The sequence below is a fragment of the Vibrio tubiashii genome (assembly GCF_028551255.1).
In the GTDB taxonomy this organism is placed as follows: Bacteria; Pseudomonadota; Gammaproteobacteria; order Enterobacterales; family Vibrionaceae; genus Vibrio; species Vibrio tubiashii_B.
Window position 1 is genome coordinate 2,707,163 of record NZ_CP117029.1, and the last position, 16,719, is coordinate 2,723,881.

Here is a 16,719-nt window from a genome sequence, read left to right on the forward strand (position 1 = left end):
TTCGTTTTAATCCTTTACAAAGAGCGCCATAGATTCTAAATGGCTTGTATGCGGAAACATATCGAGCATACCTAATTTTTGTAATTTGTAGCCTTGATTGAGCAAGCTTTGTGAATCTCTGGCAAGCGTCGCTGGATTACACGACACATATACCACTCGACTCGCACCCAAAACAGAAATCTGTTCGATGATACCACTCGCCCCTGCTCTTGCTGGATCAAGCAGTATTTTATCAAAATTTTCCGTTGCCCAGGGCTGACCAGACACATCTTGTTCCAAATTGGCCTGGTAGAAAGCGGTGTTATTGATACCGTTAACTTGGGCATTGTTGGCGGCTTTTTCAACCATGACATCGACGCCTTCCACCCCGACAACACTTGCCACTTGTTTTGCCATTGGCAAACTAAAATTACCCAAACCACAAAACAGGTCTAATACTCTGTCTTGCTCACTCAACTCAAGCCAAGACAGCGCTTGCTCAACCATGGCTTGATTGACGTTCTGGTTTACTTGAATAAAGTTGTTTGGCTCAAACGGTATTGTCACGCCCGCTTCTAGATAATGAGCCGATTCACCCACAACTCGATTAAGCAGATCGCTTTCCGGCATCAGATATAAGCTCGCCTGATTTTCTGCCGCGAACTGCTCCAGCAGTTTTTGCTCACTCTCTTTGAGAGCTTTTAGATGGCGCAGAACAATCACTTTAGTATTGTCGCCTTTAACTAGCTCCACATGGCCGATGTTCTCTTGGTTGGAGAAGCCACTGAGCAGCTCATAAAGTGGCGCTAATAAATTATCCAGTTCGATATCTAAAACAGGACAATGGGTCACAGTGACAATGTCTTTGCTCTGTTTCTTACGAAAGCCAAACTCAAGCTGGCGTGTCTTCTTGTTCAGCTTGATGCTGACGCGGGCACGACGACGATAGCCACGCTCATCTCCCACAACAGGGGCGCTTAGTGCAACGCTTTGCCCTGCAAATTTACTCATCAACTGACTCAGTGTCTGCTGCTTGTACTCTTGCTGCGCCTCTACAGATAAATGCTGCATATTACAGCCGCCACACTCTGCATAATGTTGGCAAAATGGCGCTATGCGTTGTTCGCTAGCTTTTTGAATCTTAATTAACTTGGCACGGGCAAACTTGCTCTTACTTTCTGTCAGCTGAGCGAGAACTTGCTCACCTGGCAAAGCACCTTCTATAAAAATGGGCTTTTTATTCTGGTAGGCCATGCCTGCGCCGTGATGATCCAACTTTTCAACCGTCAGCGATTGATGTTTGGTATTCAGTTGAGTTTTCTTCTTTGGTTGGAAAAAACGCGCCATGCTTTGTGCCTACTATTTATGACCTTACGGCCTATTGCTCGAATTGCTGCTTGTGTCCCAAGCTTTTACGCTTGAATCATTGTCTGAGCCGACTGAGTTGATTATGCTTAGGTGATTACTTCGACGGCTTCTTTTATTTTGGAAGTTATTTTCCCATATCCACACCACGATGTTTAGACAATAATGACAAGATATGGCTTACGCGCCCGCGTTATTACTCTTACCTTAGCGCCGACGTTAATTATCGGACTGCTTCTGAGTGCTTTTTTCTCTTTCAACCGCTATCACGACTTAGAAAAGCAGGTTATCAATTCAGGATTAAGTATTATCGAACCGCTGGCGATCGCCAGTGAAGATGGATTAAAGAATAACAGCCGCGAATCGGTGCGCCGTATCATCAGCTACGCCCATCGTAAGAATTCTAAATTTGTTCGCAGTATCGCGGTGTTTGACTACAACCACGAACTGTTTGTTACCTCTAACTTCCATCCCAACTTTGAATTACTGACGTTTCCGCGCAATGCGCCTATTCCGTTGTTAGTCAGTTCAGATTTACAAGAAAACACTCTCATTCTTCGCGCCCCTGTCATTGCTGAATCTGGACTTGTCGCGACGATGAAAGGGCCAAACGCTAACCCGGCTCTCGGCTATGTAGCTATTGAGCTCGATTTATCCTCGCTGCGTTTACAACAGTATCAAGAAATTTTCTCTGCGTTTTTAGTCTTGCTGATTGGCTTAGGCTTATCTGCCGTCTTTGCTTATCGCTTGATGTACGACGTGACAAGGCCAATCTCGCACATGAAAAACATGGTTGACCGGATTCGTCGTGGTCACCTCGATGTACGTATCGAAGGCAAGATGCACGGTGAGCTAGACTCGCTGAAAAACGGTATCAACGCGATGGCAGTGTCGCTGTCAGAGTACCATGTAGAAATGCAGCACAGTATTGACCAAGCGACTTCCGACTTGCGAGAAACCTTAGAGCAGTTGGAAATTCAAAACGTCGAGCTAGATATCGCGAAAAAACGCGCCCAAGAAGCGGCACGGGTTAAATCAGAGTTCTTAGCTAACATGTCCCATGAGCTGCGCACGCCACTTAATGGTGTAATTGGTTTCACTCGTCAAATGCTGAAAACGACCTTAACCAATAGCCAAACAGATTACCTACAAACGATCGAAAAATCGGCCAATAACCTGCTTAATATCATCAATGATATTCTCGACTTTTCGAAGCTTGAGGCGGGTAAACTGGCTCTGGAAAATATTCCATTTGATTTCCAAGGCTCGCTTGAAGAAGTGGTTAGCCTCCAAGCCACCAGCGCCCACGAAAAAGGGCTCGAACTGACACTGAAAGTTGATCCTAAGATCCCAACCGGACTGGTTGGCGACCCATTACGTATTCAACAGGTTCTGACTAACCTTGTCGGTAACTCGATTAAATTTACTGAACGCGGCAACATCGATATTAGCGTCGAGCTGCGCTCGCAACGAGATGATTCGGTTGAACTGCAATTTATGGTGCGCGATACAGGTATCGGTATTTCTGAGCGCCAGCAATCGCAGCTATTCCAAGCCTTTAGCCAAGCTGACGCCAGCATTTCAAGACGTTATGGCGGTACAGGATTAGGCCTTGTTATCACCCAAAAACTAGTCAGCCAGATGGGCGGTGAAATCAGCCTAACAAGCCGATTGCACCAAGGTTCGACGTTCTGGTTTACGCTGCGACTCTCTTCTACAGATATGCCAGTCAGCGACCTGATTGAAACCCAAGTGCTGCGCCAACGCACCTTGCTGTTAGTCGAGCCAAATATGCAAGCGGCGTCTGTTATTCAGCAAACCTTGGTTCAAGAGGGCTTGGTGGTGACCTATCGCTCATCCTTGCCAGAGGAAGCTGAAAGCTTTGACTATGTGCTTCTCAACCTTTCACCAAACAAAGACAACGACACCACCTCAGTTCAATTGATGGTTGAGCAAGCGATGCGCTGCGCACCTCATGTGGTCGTGGGCACACCAAGTACTGCGCTAGCGCTGTCAGATCACTTGATTCAGAAATACCATATTCACTGTATTACCAAGCCGTTATCGCGTCGTAAACTTCTGCAAACCTTAGCGGCAAACCAAGAGAGTATTCCTCTGCTTGAAAGCCCAGCAGAAAACCGCGAAACATTGCCGCTGCGAGTGATGGCTGTTGACGATAACCCAGCTAACTTGAAGCTGATCAGCGCCTTACTCCAAGAGCGAGTGGAAAGTGTGATTACTTGCACTAACGGCGTCGATGCAGTCAAGCAAGCGGAAGTTCAGCACTTTGATATCATCTTGATGGACATCCAAATGCCGCATATGGACGGTGTGACCGCATGTGGCAAGATCAAACAAACTGAGCTCAACGCGAACACGCCTGTCATAGCGGTAACCGCCCATGCGATGAGCGGTGAACGCGACCGCTTACTTCAGGCAGGCATGGATGATTATCTCACCAAACCAATCGAGGAACATGTGTTGCAACAAGTCCTGATGCATTGGAACCCGCACACCAACGAGCAAGAGTTAGAGAAACTCGAAATTACTTCAAGCCCTGTGACTATCGAAGCTCAAGAGGAAGAAGCGACTCCAATTGAACACAGCAATATGATCATTGACTGGCAAGCCGCCCTTAAACAGTCTGCCAATAAAGAAGATCTAGCACGCGACATGCTCAAGATGTTGGTCGATTACATTCCTGAAGTGAACGCGATTGTTGAAGGCGCTCTTGAAGATGATCATTTTGATACTGAACAACTCATTCATCACGTACACAAGCTCCATGGCAGCAGCTCTTATTGTGGTGTTCCGCGCTTGAAAAGTGTCTGCGCGACGATAGAGAAAACCCTTCGTTCAGGTGCTGCGATTGAGGATATTGAGCCCGAATTATTCGAACTGCAAGATGAGATGGAAAAAGTGGTGGCGAGCGCTCAGCCCTACTTATTAGGGAATTAGGGTACTGGAGAGCTAGAGAGCTAGAGAGCTAGAGAGCTAGAGAGCTAGATTTTAGCTCTCTAGAATAACCGTTGCGACTGCGTAGTGTCGCTCATCGGAAATAGACAGGTGGATATGATCCACCTGTTTTTGTTTGGCAATTTCCAGTGCCTTGCCTGTAAGGTTTAACACTGGTTTTCCCAACTCGTCGTTGGTTATTTCAAAGTCGTGGAAACTCACGCCCAACGCAATCCCAGTGCCTAGCGCTTTAGATGCGGCCTCTTTCGCGGCAAAGCGTTTTGCAAGAAATCTTCCTTGCTGCTTAAGCGTCAAAAACTTCTCTAATTCCGCTTGGGTCAAGATACGCTTAGCAAAAGGCTCACCACTTCGACCCAGAGCCTTTTCAACTCGTTCAATCTCCGCGATGTCTGTTCCTAGACCTACAATTGCCATGTTTAGCGACGCGCTTCAACCATGATGGCTTTCATGTCCGCAACCGCTTTATGTAAACCGTCGAACACTGCTCGGCCAATAATCGAGTGGCCGATGTTAAGCTCAAAAATTTCTGGAATCGCCGCAATTGGCGCCACGTTGTGGTAAGTCAAGCCGTGTCCTGCATTCACTGTGATACCTAGATCATCAGCATAGCTTGCGCCTGCTGCGATCTTCTTCAGCTCATCTTGCTGATCTTCTTCAGTTTCCGCGTCTGCATAGTGACCAGTGTGAAGTTCAATAAACGGCGCGCCACACGCTTTTGCTGCATCAATTTGCTCGCGGTCTGCATCAATGAACAGAGACACTTTAATGCCCGCTTCAGTAAGTGTTTGAGTTGCCGCTTTTACTTTCTCAAGATGCCCAGCAACATCCAAACCACCTTCTGTCGTTAGCTCTTCACGTTTTTCTGGCACAAGACATACGTATTCAGGCTTAGTCTTTAGAGCAATCTCAACCATTTCGTCAGTTACTGCCATTTCGAGATTCATACACGTTTGTAGCGTTTCACGCAGAATACGAACATCGCGATCAACAATATGACGACGGTCTTCACGCAGGTGAATCGTAATACCATCCGCGCCAGCACGCTCTGCAATTTCAGCGGCATGGACAGGATCTGGATACTTAGTACCACGTGCGTTACGTAACGTCGCGATGTGGTCGATATTAACACCTAGGTAGATTGAGCTCATTTTCCAATACTCCGTTTGGGAACCATGCTAAGAAAGAGTTCCCTGCTTTTTAATGGTTTGCCGCCAAGATACGGCTTTAATGCTATACGTGTAAAGCGTTTTGCCGCTTTAAGTTGTTCTTTTGTGGTAAATCTACGTTCACTGATTGCAATCAGTTCACTGCCATAGAAGGTAAGGTTGTCCTTGCGCACAGAAGCGATAAAACCTTTTTGCTCGCGATACCGATAAGTCATGTTGGCTTCTACCGGTTCTCCCGTCCCAGCACAGTGCATGAAATCAACGCCATAGCCCATCGCAGAGAGCAGTGCGAGTTCAAATCTTCTCAGGGCGGGTTCAGGATTTTCACACTGCGCGAGTTCCGTCAAAGCATGTAGATAATCATGAAATAACTCAGGCATGGCCACTTCAACCATCAGCACTCGCCCAACCAACTCATTCACATACATACCTGAATAGAGGTTGATGCCTGTCAGAGGTAACCCAAGGCTTATTGGCTCAGCTTGGCGCAAGGTCTTCATTGAACCATTCCCTGACCATTTAAGTAACAAGGGGGTAAAAGGTTGTAACGCACCTTTGAGGTTCGAGCGTTTGCTACGAGCCCCCTTGGACATTAAAGTCACACGTCCATACTCCTCACTAAATACATCGAGAATTAAGCTCGATTCGCTGTAAGGGCGGCGGTGTAACACAAAGCAGCGCTGTAAACCTTCAGAGGACATAAAATCTGCCAGAGAATTATTAAACCAATATGAATCGTTATAATAAAAAATAAGGAGCCAGATGGCTCCTTATTTCGTCATTTGCGGAGCGAAGCCTTTAGCCTCGCACGACTTATAGATCGTCAATGTAGCCAAGAGAGCGTAGTGCTCGCTCGTCATCCGCCCAACCTGATTTCACTTTTACCCAAGTCTCTAGGTAAACCTTACGGCCGAACAGTTCTTCCATATCTAGGCGTGCTTCACGACCAATCGTTTTGATCTTCTCGCCGCCTTTACCAATCACCATCTTCTTCTGGCCAAGGCGCTCAACCAAAATTAGGGCATTGATGTGGAAGCCGTCAGTCTCTGGGTTGTAATCGAAACGCTCAATTTCAACCGTCACAGAGTAAGGCAGCTCTTCACCAGTAAAACGCATCAGCTTTTCACGCACAATCTCTGAAGCCATAAAGCGCTGAGAACGGTCAGTCACGTACTCTTCAGGGAAGTGGTGCGTCGCTTTAGGTAGATGGTCACGTACATGCTTACGCAAAACGTCAATGTTCTTGCCGTGTTTAGCCGAGATAGGCACAACATCAACAAAGTCCATTTTGCTCGACATCTCTTGCATGTGCATCATGACTTCATTGCGGTCTTGAACAACATCGACCTTATTGACACAAAGTACGACAGGGAAGTTGGACTTCTGCAGCTTAGTCAGAACCATTTCATCATCAGCAGTCCAATGCGTACCGTCCACTAGGAAGAACACAAGGTTTACATCGCTGAGTGATGAGTTAGCCGCACGGTTCATCAAGCGGTTAATCGCACGCTTTTCTTCAATGTGCAGGCCTGGAGTATCAACAAAAATCGCTTGGTAATCCCCTTCCGTATCAACACCCATAATACGGTGACGAGTTGTCTGAGGTTTACGAGAAGTAATCGAAATCTTCTGGCCAAGGATACGGTTAAGAAGCGTTGATTTACCTACGTTCGGACGACCAACGATCGCCACAAAACCACAGTGTTGGTTTTCTGGCGAACTTGTTTGCTCGTCGCTCGATGAGAAAAACGCATCGATATCAAATTCGTTGTTGTCAGTTGAATCAGTCATTGGTCAATTGCTCTAGTGCTAATTCAGCAGCCGCTTGTTCTGCCTTGCGGCGGCTGGTGCCCTTACCAATAACAGGCTGTCCAATACCTGCCACTTCGCACGAAACCGTAAACTCTTGGTTGTGTGCTTCACCTTTAATATTAGTCACTGTGTAAGCAGGTAGCGGTTTTCTTCGCCCTTGAAGGAACTCTTGAAGACGCGTTTTCGGGTCTTTTTGTGAAACACCCGGCTTGATGGCATCAAGACGCGCTTTGTACCAGCTAAGAATAATGCCGCGCACTACTTCGATATCGCTATCAAGGTAGATGGCACCAATAATCGCTTCCACAGCATCGGCAAGAATTGAATCACGACGGAAACCGCCACTTTTTAATTCACCTGGACCTAATTTTAAGTGATCTCCTAGTTCGAATTCACGACCTAGTTCCGCCAGTGTATTCCCACGTACTAATGTGGCACGCATGCGGCTCATGTCCCCTTCATTCACTTTAGGGAAACGGTGATAAAGATCATCAGCAATGACAAAACTTAAAATTGAATCGCCCAGAAACTCAAGACGCTCGTTGTGTTTTCCATTAGCACTGCGGTGAGTCAGCGCTAAACTGATTAGCTCAGCATCGATAAATTGATAGCCGAGTTTTTTCTCTAGTTTTGCAGTAGGAGAATTCATGCTCTCTCAATAATTTAATTACAACTCTCAGAATAATTGGAGTAGCAGCTAGGCTACTCCAAACATTACAAGAATTTAGTTAATACCACCGATGCGGTTAAATCGCACACCAGTTGGAATCCAAGAAGGTAAAACGCTATCTGCACCACGCTCAAATTCAAAGCTGATCCAAATACCTACCGCCTTACCCACTAGGTTTGCTTCTGGAACAAAGCCCCAGTAGCGACTGTCAGCACTATTGTCACGGTTATCACCCATCACAAAGTACTGGCCTTCTGGTACTACCCACTCATTAACGCCGTTACGTGGTTGATACAGTTCAACGCGATCGCGACGTAGTGGGTTAACCAAAATTTGGTGACCTTTTTCACTCAATTGCTCATCCAACTGAATCAGTGGGATGCCATTTTGAATGAACTGGCTCTCTTCTACATTGGATAGTTTCACTGGCTTACAACTGGTATCGCCTTGAGACTGAATGCAGATTTCTTTTTTACTGTTGTAACGCACAGTGTCGCCCGGAAGACCAACGACACGCTTAATGTAATCAATGCTTGGCTGAGGCGGGTATTTAAACACCACGACATCACCGCGCTCTGGCTTACCGGTTTCAACTAGTTGAGTGCGCCATACCGGATCTTTCAAACCATAGGCATACTTTTCAACAAGGATGAAGTCACCGACCAGCAGCGTTGGCATCATAGAACCCGATGGGATCTGAAATGGTTCATAGATGAATGAACGTAGTACAAGTACTGCGGCAATCACAGGAAAAATAGAAACACTATTTTCAATCCACCATGGTTGCGTCTTCACTTTTTCTAGTACTGCGGTATCTAAGCCATTTGTTTGAGCTTCAACTTCAGCCAGTTTTTCTTGACGCTTTTTCGCAAAAACTAGCTTTTCTAGAACCCAGACAACACCCGTTACCAAGGTAACGATCACTAGGATGAGTGAAAATGTATTCGCCATTGACTTCCCTTATCTCAAAAATACGAAAGTGAAAGAGCCGAAACCCTTCCACTTACCAATTTAATTTGTTTCAGTAATCCCATAAATAGTTGGCGTTACAGCTAGGCGGCAAGCAAACTCAGCCCTATGAGCATAGAGGGTCTATGTAATTAGGGTGAGTTTGCGCTGGCAACAACGCTGTAGCGTCAAATATGACTGGGATTAGTCTTTGCCTACATGCAGAATAGCTAAGAACGCTTCTTGAGGCAGCTCTACATTACCGATCTGCTTCATACGTTTCTTACCTTCTTTCTGCTTCTTCAGTAGCTTCTTCTTACGGCTCACGTCACCACCGTAACACTTCGCGATTACGTTCTTACGTAACTGCTTAACTGTTGAGCGCGCGATGATGTGGTTACCAATCGCAGCCTGAATCGCGATATCAAACATTTGACGAGGGATGAACTCTTTCATCTTCTCTACTAACTGACGACCACGAGTTTGCGATTGATCTTTATGAGTGATCATTGCAAGCGCATCAACCGTGTCACCGTTTAGTAGAACATCAACACGCACCATGTTCGATGCTTCAAAACGCTGGAAGTTGTAATCTAGCGACGCATAACCGCGAGAAGTTGATTTTAGACGGTCAAAGAAGTCGAGTACCACTTCAGCCATCGGAATATCGTAAGTCACCGCGACTTGATTGCCGTGGTAAACCATATCAACCTGAACACCACGCTTTTCAACACAAAGCGTGATTACATTACCTAGGTACTCAGAAGGCACAAGAATGTTACAACGAGCAATGGGTTCGCGAATTTCTTCAATGTCGTTAACCGCAGGAAGCTTCGCTGGGCTATCAACATAAAGTAGGTTGCCGTTTGTTTCTTCAACTTCGTAAACTACTGTTGGTGCTGTTGTGATCAGATCTAAATCGTATTCACGCTCTAGACGTTCTTGGATGATCTCCATGTGCAGCATGCCAAGGAAGCCACAGCGGAAACCAAAGCCAAGAGCCGCTGAGTTTTCTGGCTCGTAGAACAGAGAAGCATCGTTAAGGCTAAGCTTACCAAGTGCATCACGGAAGTTTTCGTAATCATCAGATGATACTGGGAATAGGCCAGCGTAAACCTGTGGTTTCACTTTCTTAAAACCTGGTAGCGCTTGTTCACAGCCATGTTTCGCTAGTGTTAGCGTATCACCTACTGGTGCGCCTAGAATGTCTTTGATACCACAAACAACCCAACCTACTTCACCTGTACGTAGAATTTCAGTATCAACTTGCTTAGGTGTGAAGATACCAAGACGGTCAACACCCCAAACCTGACCTGTGCTCATTACCTTGATCTTGTCGTTCTTCTTCAGTTCGCCATTTTTGATACGAACCAATGAAACAACACCTAGGTAGTTATCGAACCAAGAGTCAATAATCAGTGCTTGTAGTGGCGCTTCTGGATCACCTTCTGGTGCAGGAATCGCAGATACAATGTTCTCTAGAACATCATCAACACCGATACCAGTTTTCGCACTACAACGAGTCGCTTCCATCGCGTCGATACCAACGATTTCTTCGATCTCTTCTGCGACACGCTCTGGATCGGCTGCTGGAAGGTCAATCTTGTTCAAGATTGGCACTACCTCTAGATCCATTTCGATCGCGGTATAACAGTTAGCAAGAGTTTGCGCTTCTACACCTTGGCCTGCATCAACCACCAGCAGTGCACCTTCACAAGCTGCGAGAGAACGTGATACTTCATAGGCGAAGTCAACGTGTCCTGGGGTATCGATGAAGTTAAGCTGGTACGTTTCACCATCTTTAGCGGTGTAGTTTAGAGTCACACTCTGAGATTTAATGGTGATACCACGCTCACGCTCTAGATCCATGGAGTCCAGAACCTGTGCGGCCATTTCACGGTCGCTCAATCCACCACATACTTGGATCAAACGGTCTGATAGGGTCGACTTACCATGGTCGATGTGGGCGATAATCGAAAAGTTACGAATGTGCTTCATGATTTGGTGTGACTAAACTCTTTAAAATAAGGACAAGAAAGCCGCTCCAACCATTGATTCAATTCAACGGTAACGACGGCATTTCAATCAAGTTGGCAGATTCTACCCAATTTCTAGCCACTTCGCACTAGCTAATTGGTTCGCCCAACACCCTTAATAGTATGACTTGTTGCGAAGATTGCTGCTCTAATTTCGCAGATAATCGTTTTGCGAGGAAAATGCCTGCAGTGGTTGCGAGCGCAGAGAACAAAATAACTAGCCCTTCCCCCAATGAAAGGAGTGGTGCCAACCACCACTGAGCCACCAATGCGCCCACTATCATGGCAAACAAAGGCACCAAATAAACCACAGCGGCAGATTGCAGTAAGCTCTTTTCAGGCAGACCAATTTCAACTACTTGGCCTGTTTTAACCAGCTTTTGGGTAATCAAATGCCAGTGTAAAGATTTGTTACCTACCGCTTTAGATACAATGCCGGTACCACAGCTCTTTTGTGAAGAGCAACTGCTACAACTGGTTTGTTGTTCGCAGCTCAGCTCAACGTCAAAGCCTGAAGCAACAGGCTTAACGCTCGATACTGTGGCTAATGCAGTCATCATTGTGTGGCACTCTCACTAGTATTAAAAGTGACTGACTGAGCGATACGCTTTGCGGTTGCTGGCGGAATATCACCAATCACAGAAATCTCCCTGTCTCCACGGACGAAGCTATGTAAGGTACGGCGACCTTGACGAACAAGCTGTCCTTTGAGAGACAAGTTATCACTGTCTGATACATATACCGAGAAACTGAACAGTCCATCGCTGTACATTTGGCTCTCAACCATACGCTCTGTATTGGTCATACGATAGCGATTAAGCTCTTTAGGTTCGAACCCATTAGGGATCCAACCCACAGTCCAGAAAGGGTTAGTAATCTGGCCTTTTGGCAGAGATAGGACTTCAGGCAATTTAACCTGATTCAGTCCACCGAGGATCTGAGTAATTCGATCATTTACGCTGTAAGAGATCGTTCTGTACTGCTCTAAGATCTCACCGTCACGATCGACAAGATCGGCACGTAAAGGTAATTTGCTCTTCTCGTCTACCCAAAGCACGTAAGAGTATCGCTGACCATCTTTTGGTACGACACGCAGAACCTGACAAGCTGCCCCTGCTTCACGAGCACGACCTACTTGGATAAAATCATAGAAATCACTTAGTTGGCCTACATCAGAGTTAAGTAGCGGTATCGTCGGTGCAACCATATTACCCGACTCAATGGTAAAAGGCTCAACTCCAGGTTCAATGTAACTCACTTCGTCGCCACGACGAATCACTTCACGTATTGGACCACTTAGATAGACAAGATGTGCGAGTTGTTGATCGTCTGCTTTGGCGTGACGATACAGCAGAGGTTCAATACTGTTTTTCTTTATCAGTATGTAAGACAGTTCGTAACTAAGTTGCTGACTGGCCTCGTTCATTTGATGCAACAAAGCCTCTGCAGCGTTGTCTTCTGCAAAGGCTATTGGTGTATTCAAACTGAACAGTGTCAGCGCACTGATCAGAAATTTTTTCATTCAACTACCGTTTCAGGATTATCGCTATATTCAATGGTTTTCTCACTGTTTAAGCGTAGTTGTAATTCGTAATCTTGTAACATCGCATTAATGCGGCGACGTTGCTCCTGAACATTAATCTCACTTGCTGGTTGTTCAACCGAAGAGCGCGTCAAGCTTACAGGCTCTGCGCTACCAGAAAATGGAATAGTTTGGAGAACAGGTAATGTTTCTGTTTCAGGTGAAGTCGTCGCATCAGAGCCGCCATACTGCTGAACACCTAAAATTACTGCTAAAGAAACACAGGCAGCCATTGCAACTTGACCAAATTGGTTCAACCAAGCAGGTAGTTGTCGGCGAGCTTGCGAAGGCGTCGGTTGAGACTCTTGCAAACGGTGTTGTTCCAACTGAGTTACCGTAGAGTGCGCAGGTTCATTATCGAGCGCTAACGCTACGCTTTCAGCTATATTCCACTCCGGTTTTTCCGGTGCTTCACCTCGCATTACATCACCAATTAAATGGTAATTTTGCCAAGTCTGTAGGCTATCTTGGTCTTTCTCTAATTCAGTAATTAGAGCTTTATCAACCAACTCTCCATCCATGAGTGCTGAAAGTTTCTCTTTGTCAGCCATTATTTTCACCATTAATGTTACTGGTCTAGCGTTGCAGAAGGGGTTGAATTTTCTTTTCAACCGCTTCACGAGCACGGAAGATACGCGAACGTACCGTTCCTACAGGGCAATCCATAACCGCTGCTATTTCTTCGTAGCTTAAGCCATCGAGCTCGCGCAACGTCATCGCGGTTTTTAAATCATCAGGCAGTGCTTCGATTGCACTGAAAACAACACGTTTCAATTCATTGGACAACGTTAAGTTCTCAGGGTTCGAAATTTCTTTTAATGCACTTCCTGTTTCGTAATATTCAGCATCATCAGTATCCACATCTTGTGCAGGCGGTCTGCGCCCTTGGGCAACAAGGTGGTTTTTTGCAGTATTAACGGCAATCCGATATAACCAAGTATAGAAGGCACTTTCACCACGAAAGCTTGGTATCGCTCGGTACGCCTTTATAAATGCTTCTTGCGCTACATCGGGAACATCACCAGGATTATTCACATAGCGAGAAATAAGATTGCAGACTTTGTTTTGGTACTTAGTGACCAACAAATTGAATGCTTGCTTATCCCCATTCTGAACTCGCTCAATTAATACTTGATCGGTCAGCTGCTCGTTCATTCGAGCGGGTACTCCTATCGTTATTCGCCCTTACCTTCTCAGACATGAGCATTAATTATGCAAAATGTAGTCTTGACACCACTGCTTACTTGAGCACTATTGTGACCTAGCAAATAAATATAAGTTCAAAAATTCTTCAAACTATTTTTGCGCAATGAAGCACCAATCTACTTCTTGTCACAGATTGTGAGGATCAAGGTAGAGAAAAGCAATGCTATTTACGAAGAATTGCATTTATGCAAAGCCACTCTCACAGTGGTACTATAGTGAGTTGACTCTTTTGTTTTCAGAGTCAACGTTGCAATTCATTGAAATATTTTAGAGCGGGATCGCTCTGCTACCGTGCCAAGCCAAGACGGTTTTTCGGGATGAAAATGGCACAGGTACAAATTAACTCGGGAATTTAAAAGTTTTATGAACGCAAACCGTGAACATCAATGTGATGTGTTAGTGGTGGGTAGTGGCGCAGCTGGACTCTCGTTAGCGTTACGTGTTGCAGAGTATGGTAAAGTGATCGTACTGAGTAAAGGTCCGCGTAGCGAAGGGGCCACTTACTATGCGCAAGGTGGTATCGCCGCTGTTTTCGACGAGTCGGACAGTATTGAATCTCATGTTCAAGATACCTTAGTAGCCGGTGCGGGCATCTGTGAACAAGATACTGTCGAGTTCATTGCTAAAAATGCCAAAGAATGTGTCCAATGGCTTATCGATGGCGGGGTTCCATTCGATCGCGAAGAAAACGACACTGATGAAGCACCTCGCTATCACTTAACTCGCGAAGGTGGGCACAGTCATCGTCGTATTCTGCATGCGGCTGATGCAACAGGTATGGCAATGCAAACCTCGCTGCAAGACAATGTTCATAATCACCCCAATATTACCGTTTTAGAGCGTCATAATGCGCTCGATCTAATTACTGAAGATAAAGTCGGTGGCGACGAGAAAAAAATCGTTGGTGCCTACATCTGGAACCGTAATCAAGAGCATGTAGAAACCGTTAGAGCTAAGTTTGTTGTTCTTGCTACTGGCGGAGCTTCTAAAGTCTATCAATACACGTCAAATCCAGATGTATCTTCTGGTGATGGTATTGCTATGGCTTGGCGCGCAGGCTGTCGCGTAGCCAACCTAGAATTTAACCAGTTCCACCCGACCTGTTTGTACCATCCTGAAGCGCGTAACTTCTTACTGACTGAAGCACTGCGTGGTGAAGGTGCCTATTTGCGTCGTCCTGACGGTTCTCGCTTTATGCCAGATTTTGATGAGCGTGAAGAGCTTGCACCACGTGATGTTGTAGCACGCGCGATTGACTTCGAAATGAAGCGTTTAGGTGCAGACTGCATGTACCTCGACATCAGCCATAAGCCGGCTGACTTTATCGAAAAGCACTTCCCAACAATTAATATGCGTCTACTCGATCTTGGCATCGATATGACCAAAGAACCTATCCCTGTTGTTCCGGCTGCACACTATACCTGTGGTGGCGTTATGGTTGATCAAACAGGGCAAACCGATCTATCACAGCTTTACGCTATTGGTGAGGTGAGCTATACCGGCCTGCACGGGGCGAACCGTATGGCGTCAAACTCACTATTAGAGTGTGTTGTTTACGCTTGGGCAGCAGCCAATGACATCATTGCCAACATAGACCAAGCAACGCTTCCACCAGCACTTCCAGCTTGGGATGAGAGCCAAGTTAGCTGCTCAGATGAAGAAGTCGTTATCCAACATAACTGGCACGAGTTACGTCTGTTTATGTGGGATTACATGGGTATCGTAAGAACCGATAAGCGCCTTGAGCGAGCACTACGTCGTATCCAACTACTCCAGCAAGAGACTCACGAGTACTACAGCAACTTTAAGGTTTCCAACAACCTGCTTGAGCTGCGTAACCTACTGCAAGTGGCAGAATTAATGGTTCGCTGTGCAATGGAGCGTAAGGAAAGCCGTGGTCTGCACTACACGCTAGACTACCCAGAGCTTGCTGAAGATAGCGGTCCAACCATACTGCTACCGGAAAAACAAAAATAGTAGAGGAAGCTTATACCAATCGGGATAAATAGATGCTCAGATAATTGCGCAGAAAAAATCGCTTAGAGCAAGGCATAGATTGCAGCTAGCTAGTTGTTCTACCTACAAAATCTATAACGATGCTATCAGCGATTTTAGCCAGCAAGAATGACCAGATATTTGTTCCGGTTGGTATCAATGCTCCCTTTTTAGTATCACGACTAAATGCCGATAGTCTTCTTCAGGCATGCTATCACGCCATAAAATAAATCGCTTCTTATCTTGGCGGGTAATAAGTAAACCAAAAGCCACACCGATAAAATTAACACTGCGAATTCGCTCTGTCCCTTGCGCCGTTTTATAAGTCGTGGGTGAGGTAAATTCTACTTCGCCCTGCATTGACGGCAGCAAGATGTCATTGGTTAATGCGCTCTTGATAAGCACAACTATCAAGACGAGAGAGGCGACGAGTGGAATAGATGATAAGACCACAATCAAAAAGACCAGCATCATAACTAAGATGCTGGTCATCGTTGCAGTATAAGAGGGGCTTAGGTAGAACCTAGCGCACTTTACTGAGGTTGTGTGCGACAATCTTATCCACCATAGACGCATGACCTAGATTCTCACTACGGCCATGACCCATAATCCATGTGAACAAGTCTGGATCATCACATTCTAACAAAGACACAAAGTCCTGTTGCTCATTATCTTTTAGGGCGTCAAAACATTCCTCAAAAAAAGGCATGATAACAACATCGAGTTCTAGCATTCCTCGACGACATGCCCATTTGATACGCGCTTTTTCTTCTGCGGTATACATTCTAATTCCTCACCTAATCGGTTGTTTGCGCCGAGTGTAACAAGCAATTTCGCTCACAACTAGGGCGCTAGTCACACTCCCGAGCAAGGTCATGATTTTCCATACCAAGACATGAAAAATTCGCCTACAACTCTAAAGGTTGTTTATCACTAGGATTCAGCGCTAACATACAGTTATTAAGTTTCTATTAGGTATCAATC

16 protein-coding genes are annotated in these 16,719 nt (G+C 45.8%); 2 read left to right on the plus strand and 14 right to left on the minus strand.

Annotated features, from left to right (window positions below; genetic code table 11):
* Positions 1-6 precede the first annotated feature (6 nt).
* Positions 7-1,326: a 23S rRNA (uracil(1939)-C(5))-methyltransferase RlmD gene (rlmD, locus tag LYZ37_RS12385; protein ID WP_272785679.1), complete on the minus strand. Its 1,320-nt coding sequence runs from the start codon at positions 1,324-1,326 to the stop codon at positions 7-9.
* A 183-nt stretch (positions 1,327-1,509) separates the two neighbouring features.
* On the opposite strand from rlmD, the gene barA reads away from it, so the two are divergent.
* Complete coding sequence (gene barA / locus LYZ37_RS12390; protein ID WP_272785681.1) at positions 1,510-4,302, plus strand: two-component sensor histidine kinase BarA; 2,793 nt, start codon at positions 1,510-1,512, stop codon at positions 4,300-4,302.
* 51 nt (positions 4,303-4,353) lie between these two features.
* Here barA and acpS read toward each other — a convergent pair whose 3' ends face one another.
* The 11 genes from acpS to rpoE form a co-directional block, all read right to left on the minus strand.
* Complete coding sequence (acpS, locus tag LYZ37_RS12395; RefSeq protein ID WP_272785682.1) at positions 4,354-4,734, minus strand: holo-ACP synthase; 381 nt, start codon at positions 4,732-4,734, stop codon at positions 4,354-4,356.
* A gap of 2 nt (positions 4,735-4,736) precedes the next feature.
* Positions 4,737-5,468, minus strand: coding sequence for a pyridoxine 5'-phosphate synthase (gene pdxJ, locus LYZ37_RS12400; RefSeq protein ID WP_272785683.1), 732 nt, complete (start codon positions 5,466-5,468; stop codon positions 4,737-4,739).
* Positions 5,465-6,187 carry a DNA repair protein RecO gene (gene recO, locus LYZ37_RS12405; protein ID WP_272785684.1) on the minus strand — a complete coding sequence of 241 codons (723 nt, stop codon included), beginning with the start codon at positions 6,185-6,187 and terminating at the stop codon, positions 5,465-5,467. The genes pdxJ and recO overlap by 4 nt, the downstream gene beginning before the upstream one ends.
* A gap of 112 nt (positions 6,188-6,299) precedes the next feature.
* On the minus strand, positions 6,300-7,277 hold the full coding sequence (era, locus tag LYZ37_RS12410) for a GTPase Era (protein WP_239825117.1): 978 nt from the start codon (positions 7,275-7,277) through the stop codon (positions 6,300-6,302).
* Positions 7,270-7,947, minus strand: coding sequence for a ribonuclease III (gene rnc, locus LYZ37_RS12415; RefSeq protein ID WP_272785685.1), 678 nt, complete (start codon positions 7,945-7,947; stop codon positions 7,270-7,272). Before rnc ends, era begins: the two co-directional genes overlap by 8 nt.
* 75 nt (positions 7,948-8,022) lie before the next feature.
* Positions 8,023-8,919 (minus strand): signal peptidase I, encoded by an 897-nt coding sequence (gene lepB / locus LYZ37_RS12420; RefSeq protein WP_272785686.1) that lies wholly within the window; start codon positions 8,917-8,919, stop codon positions 8,023-8,025.
* Between the two features lie 201 nt (positions 8,920-9,120).
* Positions 9,121-10,914, minus strand: coding sequence for a translation elongation factor 4 (lepA, locus tag LYZ37_RS12425; RefSeq protein WP_004744758.1), 1,794 nt, complete (start codon positions 10,912-10,914; stop codon positions 9,121-9,123).
* Positions 10,915-11,041: 127 nt separating this feature from the next.
* Entirely contained in the window at positions 11,042-11,512 is a 471-nt protein-coding gene (locus LYZ37_RS12430) for a SoxR reducing system RseC family protein (protein ID WP_239850857.1), read from the minus strand.
* On the minus strand, positions 11,509-12,474 hold the full coding sequence (rseB, locus tag LYZ37_RS12435) for a sigma-E factor regulatory protein RseB (protein WP_272785687.1): 966 nt from the start codon (positions 12,472-12,474) through the stop codon (positions 11,509-11,511). The genes LYZ37_RS12430 and rseB overlap by 4 nt, the downstream gene beginning before the upstream one ends.
* Positions 12,471-13,085, minus strand: a complete 615-nt coding sequence (locus LYZ37_RS12440; protein ID WP_004744761.1) for an RseA family anti-sigma factor — start codon at positions 13,083-13,085, stop codon at positions 12,471-12,473. Before LYZ37_RS12440 ends, rseB begins: the two co-directional genes overlap by 4 nt.
* A gap of 25 nt (positions 13,086-13,110) precedes the next feature.
* Positions 13,111-13,689 (minus strand): RNA polymerase sigma factor RpoE, encoded by a 579-nt coding sequence (gene rpoE, locus LYZ37_RS12445; RefSeq protein ID WP_004744762.1) that lies wholly within the window; start codon positions 13,687-13,689, stop codon positions 13,111-13,113.
* 414 nt (positions 13,690-14,103) lie between these two features.
* Here rpoE and nadB point away from each other — a divergent pair, with 414 nt between their 5' ends.
* A complete protein-coding gene (gene nadB / locus LYZ37_RS12450) occupies positions 14,104-15,717 on the plus strand; it encodes an L-aspartate oxidase (RefSeq protein WP_171323194.1) in 1,614 nt (537 codons plus the stop codon).
* A 174-nt stretch (positions 15,718-15,891) separates the two neighbouring features.
* On the opposite strand, the gene LYZ37_RS12455 is transcribed toward nadB, so the two are convergent.
* A complete protein-coding gene (locus LYZ37_RS12455; RefSeq protein WP_272785688.1) occupies positions 15,892-16,209 on the minus strand; it encodes a protein YgfX in 318 nt (105 codons plus the stop codon).
* Between the two features lie 49 nt (positions 16,210-16,258).
* On the minus strand, positions 16,259-16,519 hold the full coding sequence (locus LYZ37_RS12460) for an FAD assembly factor SdhE (RefSeq protein ID WP_004744765.1): 261 nt from the start codon (positions 16,517-16,519) through the stop codon (positions 16,259-16,261).
* Positions 16,520-16,719: the final 200 nt, after the last annotated feature.

Excerpts from the sequence above, each read along its gene's own strand:
- rlmD (WP_272785679.1), bottom strand. The coding sequence starts at position 1,326 with ATGGCGCGTTTTTTCCAACCAAAGAAGAAAACTCAACTGAATACCAAA.
- barA (WP_272785681.1), top strand. The coding sequence starts at position 1,510 with ATGACAAGATATGGCTTACGCGCCCGCGTTATTACTCTTACCTTAGCG.
- acpS (WP_272785682.1), bottom strand. The coding sequence starts at position 4,734 with ATGGCAATTGTAGGTCTAGGAACAGACATCGCGGAGATTGAACGAGTT.
- pdxJ (WP_272785683.1), bottom strand. The coding sequence starts at position 5,468 with ATGAGCTCAATCTACCTAGGTGTTAATATCGACCACATCGCGACGTTA.
- recO (WP_272785684.1), bottom strand. The coding sequence starts at position 6,187 with ATGTCCTCTGAAGGTTTACAGCGCTGCTTTGTGTTACACCGCCGCCCT.
- era (WP_239825117.1), bottom strand. The coding sequence starts at position 7,277 with ATGACTGATTCAACTGACAACAACGAATTTGATATCGATGCGTTTTTC.
- rnc (WP_272785685.1), bottom strand. The coding sequence starts at position 7,947 with ATGAATTCTCCTACTGCAAAACTAGAGAAAAAACTCGGCTATCAATTT.
- lepB (WP_272785686.1), bottom strand. The coding sequence starts at position 8,919 with ATGGCGAATACATTTTCACTCATCCTAGTGATCGTTACCTTGGTAACG.
- lepA (WP_004744758.1), bottom strand. The coding sequence starts at position 10,914 with ATGAAGCACATTCGTAACTTTTCGATTATCGCCCACATCGACCATGGT.
- LYZ37_RS12430 (WP_239850857.1), bottom strand. The coding sequence starts at position 11,512 with ATGATGACTGCATTAGCCACAGTATCGAGCGTTAAGCCTGTTGCTTCA.
- rseB (WP_272785687.1), bottom strand. The coding sequence starts at position 12,474 with ATGAAAAAATTTCTGATCAGTGCGCTGACACTGTTCAGTTTGAATACA.
- LYZ37_RS12440 (WP_004744761.1), bottom strand. The coding sequence starts at position 13,085 with ATGGCTGACAAAGAGAAACTTTCAGCACTCATGGATGGAGAGTTGGTT.
- rpoE (WP_004744762.1), bottom strand. The coding sequence starts at position 13,689 with ATGAACGAGCAGCTGACCGATCAAGTATTAATTGAGCGAGTTCAGAAT.
- nadB (WP_171323194.1), top strand. The coding sequence starts at position 14,104 with ATGAACGCAAACCGTGAACATCAATGTGATGTGTTAGTGGTGGGTAGT.
- LYZ37_RS12455 (WP_272785688.1), bottom strand. The coding sequence starts at position 16,209 with ATGATGCTGGTCTTTTTGATTGTGGTCTTATCATCTATTCCACTCGTC.
- LYZ37_RS12460 (WP_004744765.1), bottom strand. The coding sequence starts at position 16,519 with ATGTATACCGCAGAAGAAAAAGCGCGTATCAAATGGGCATGTCGTCGA.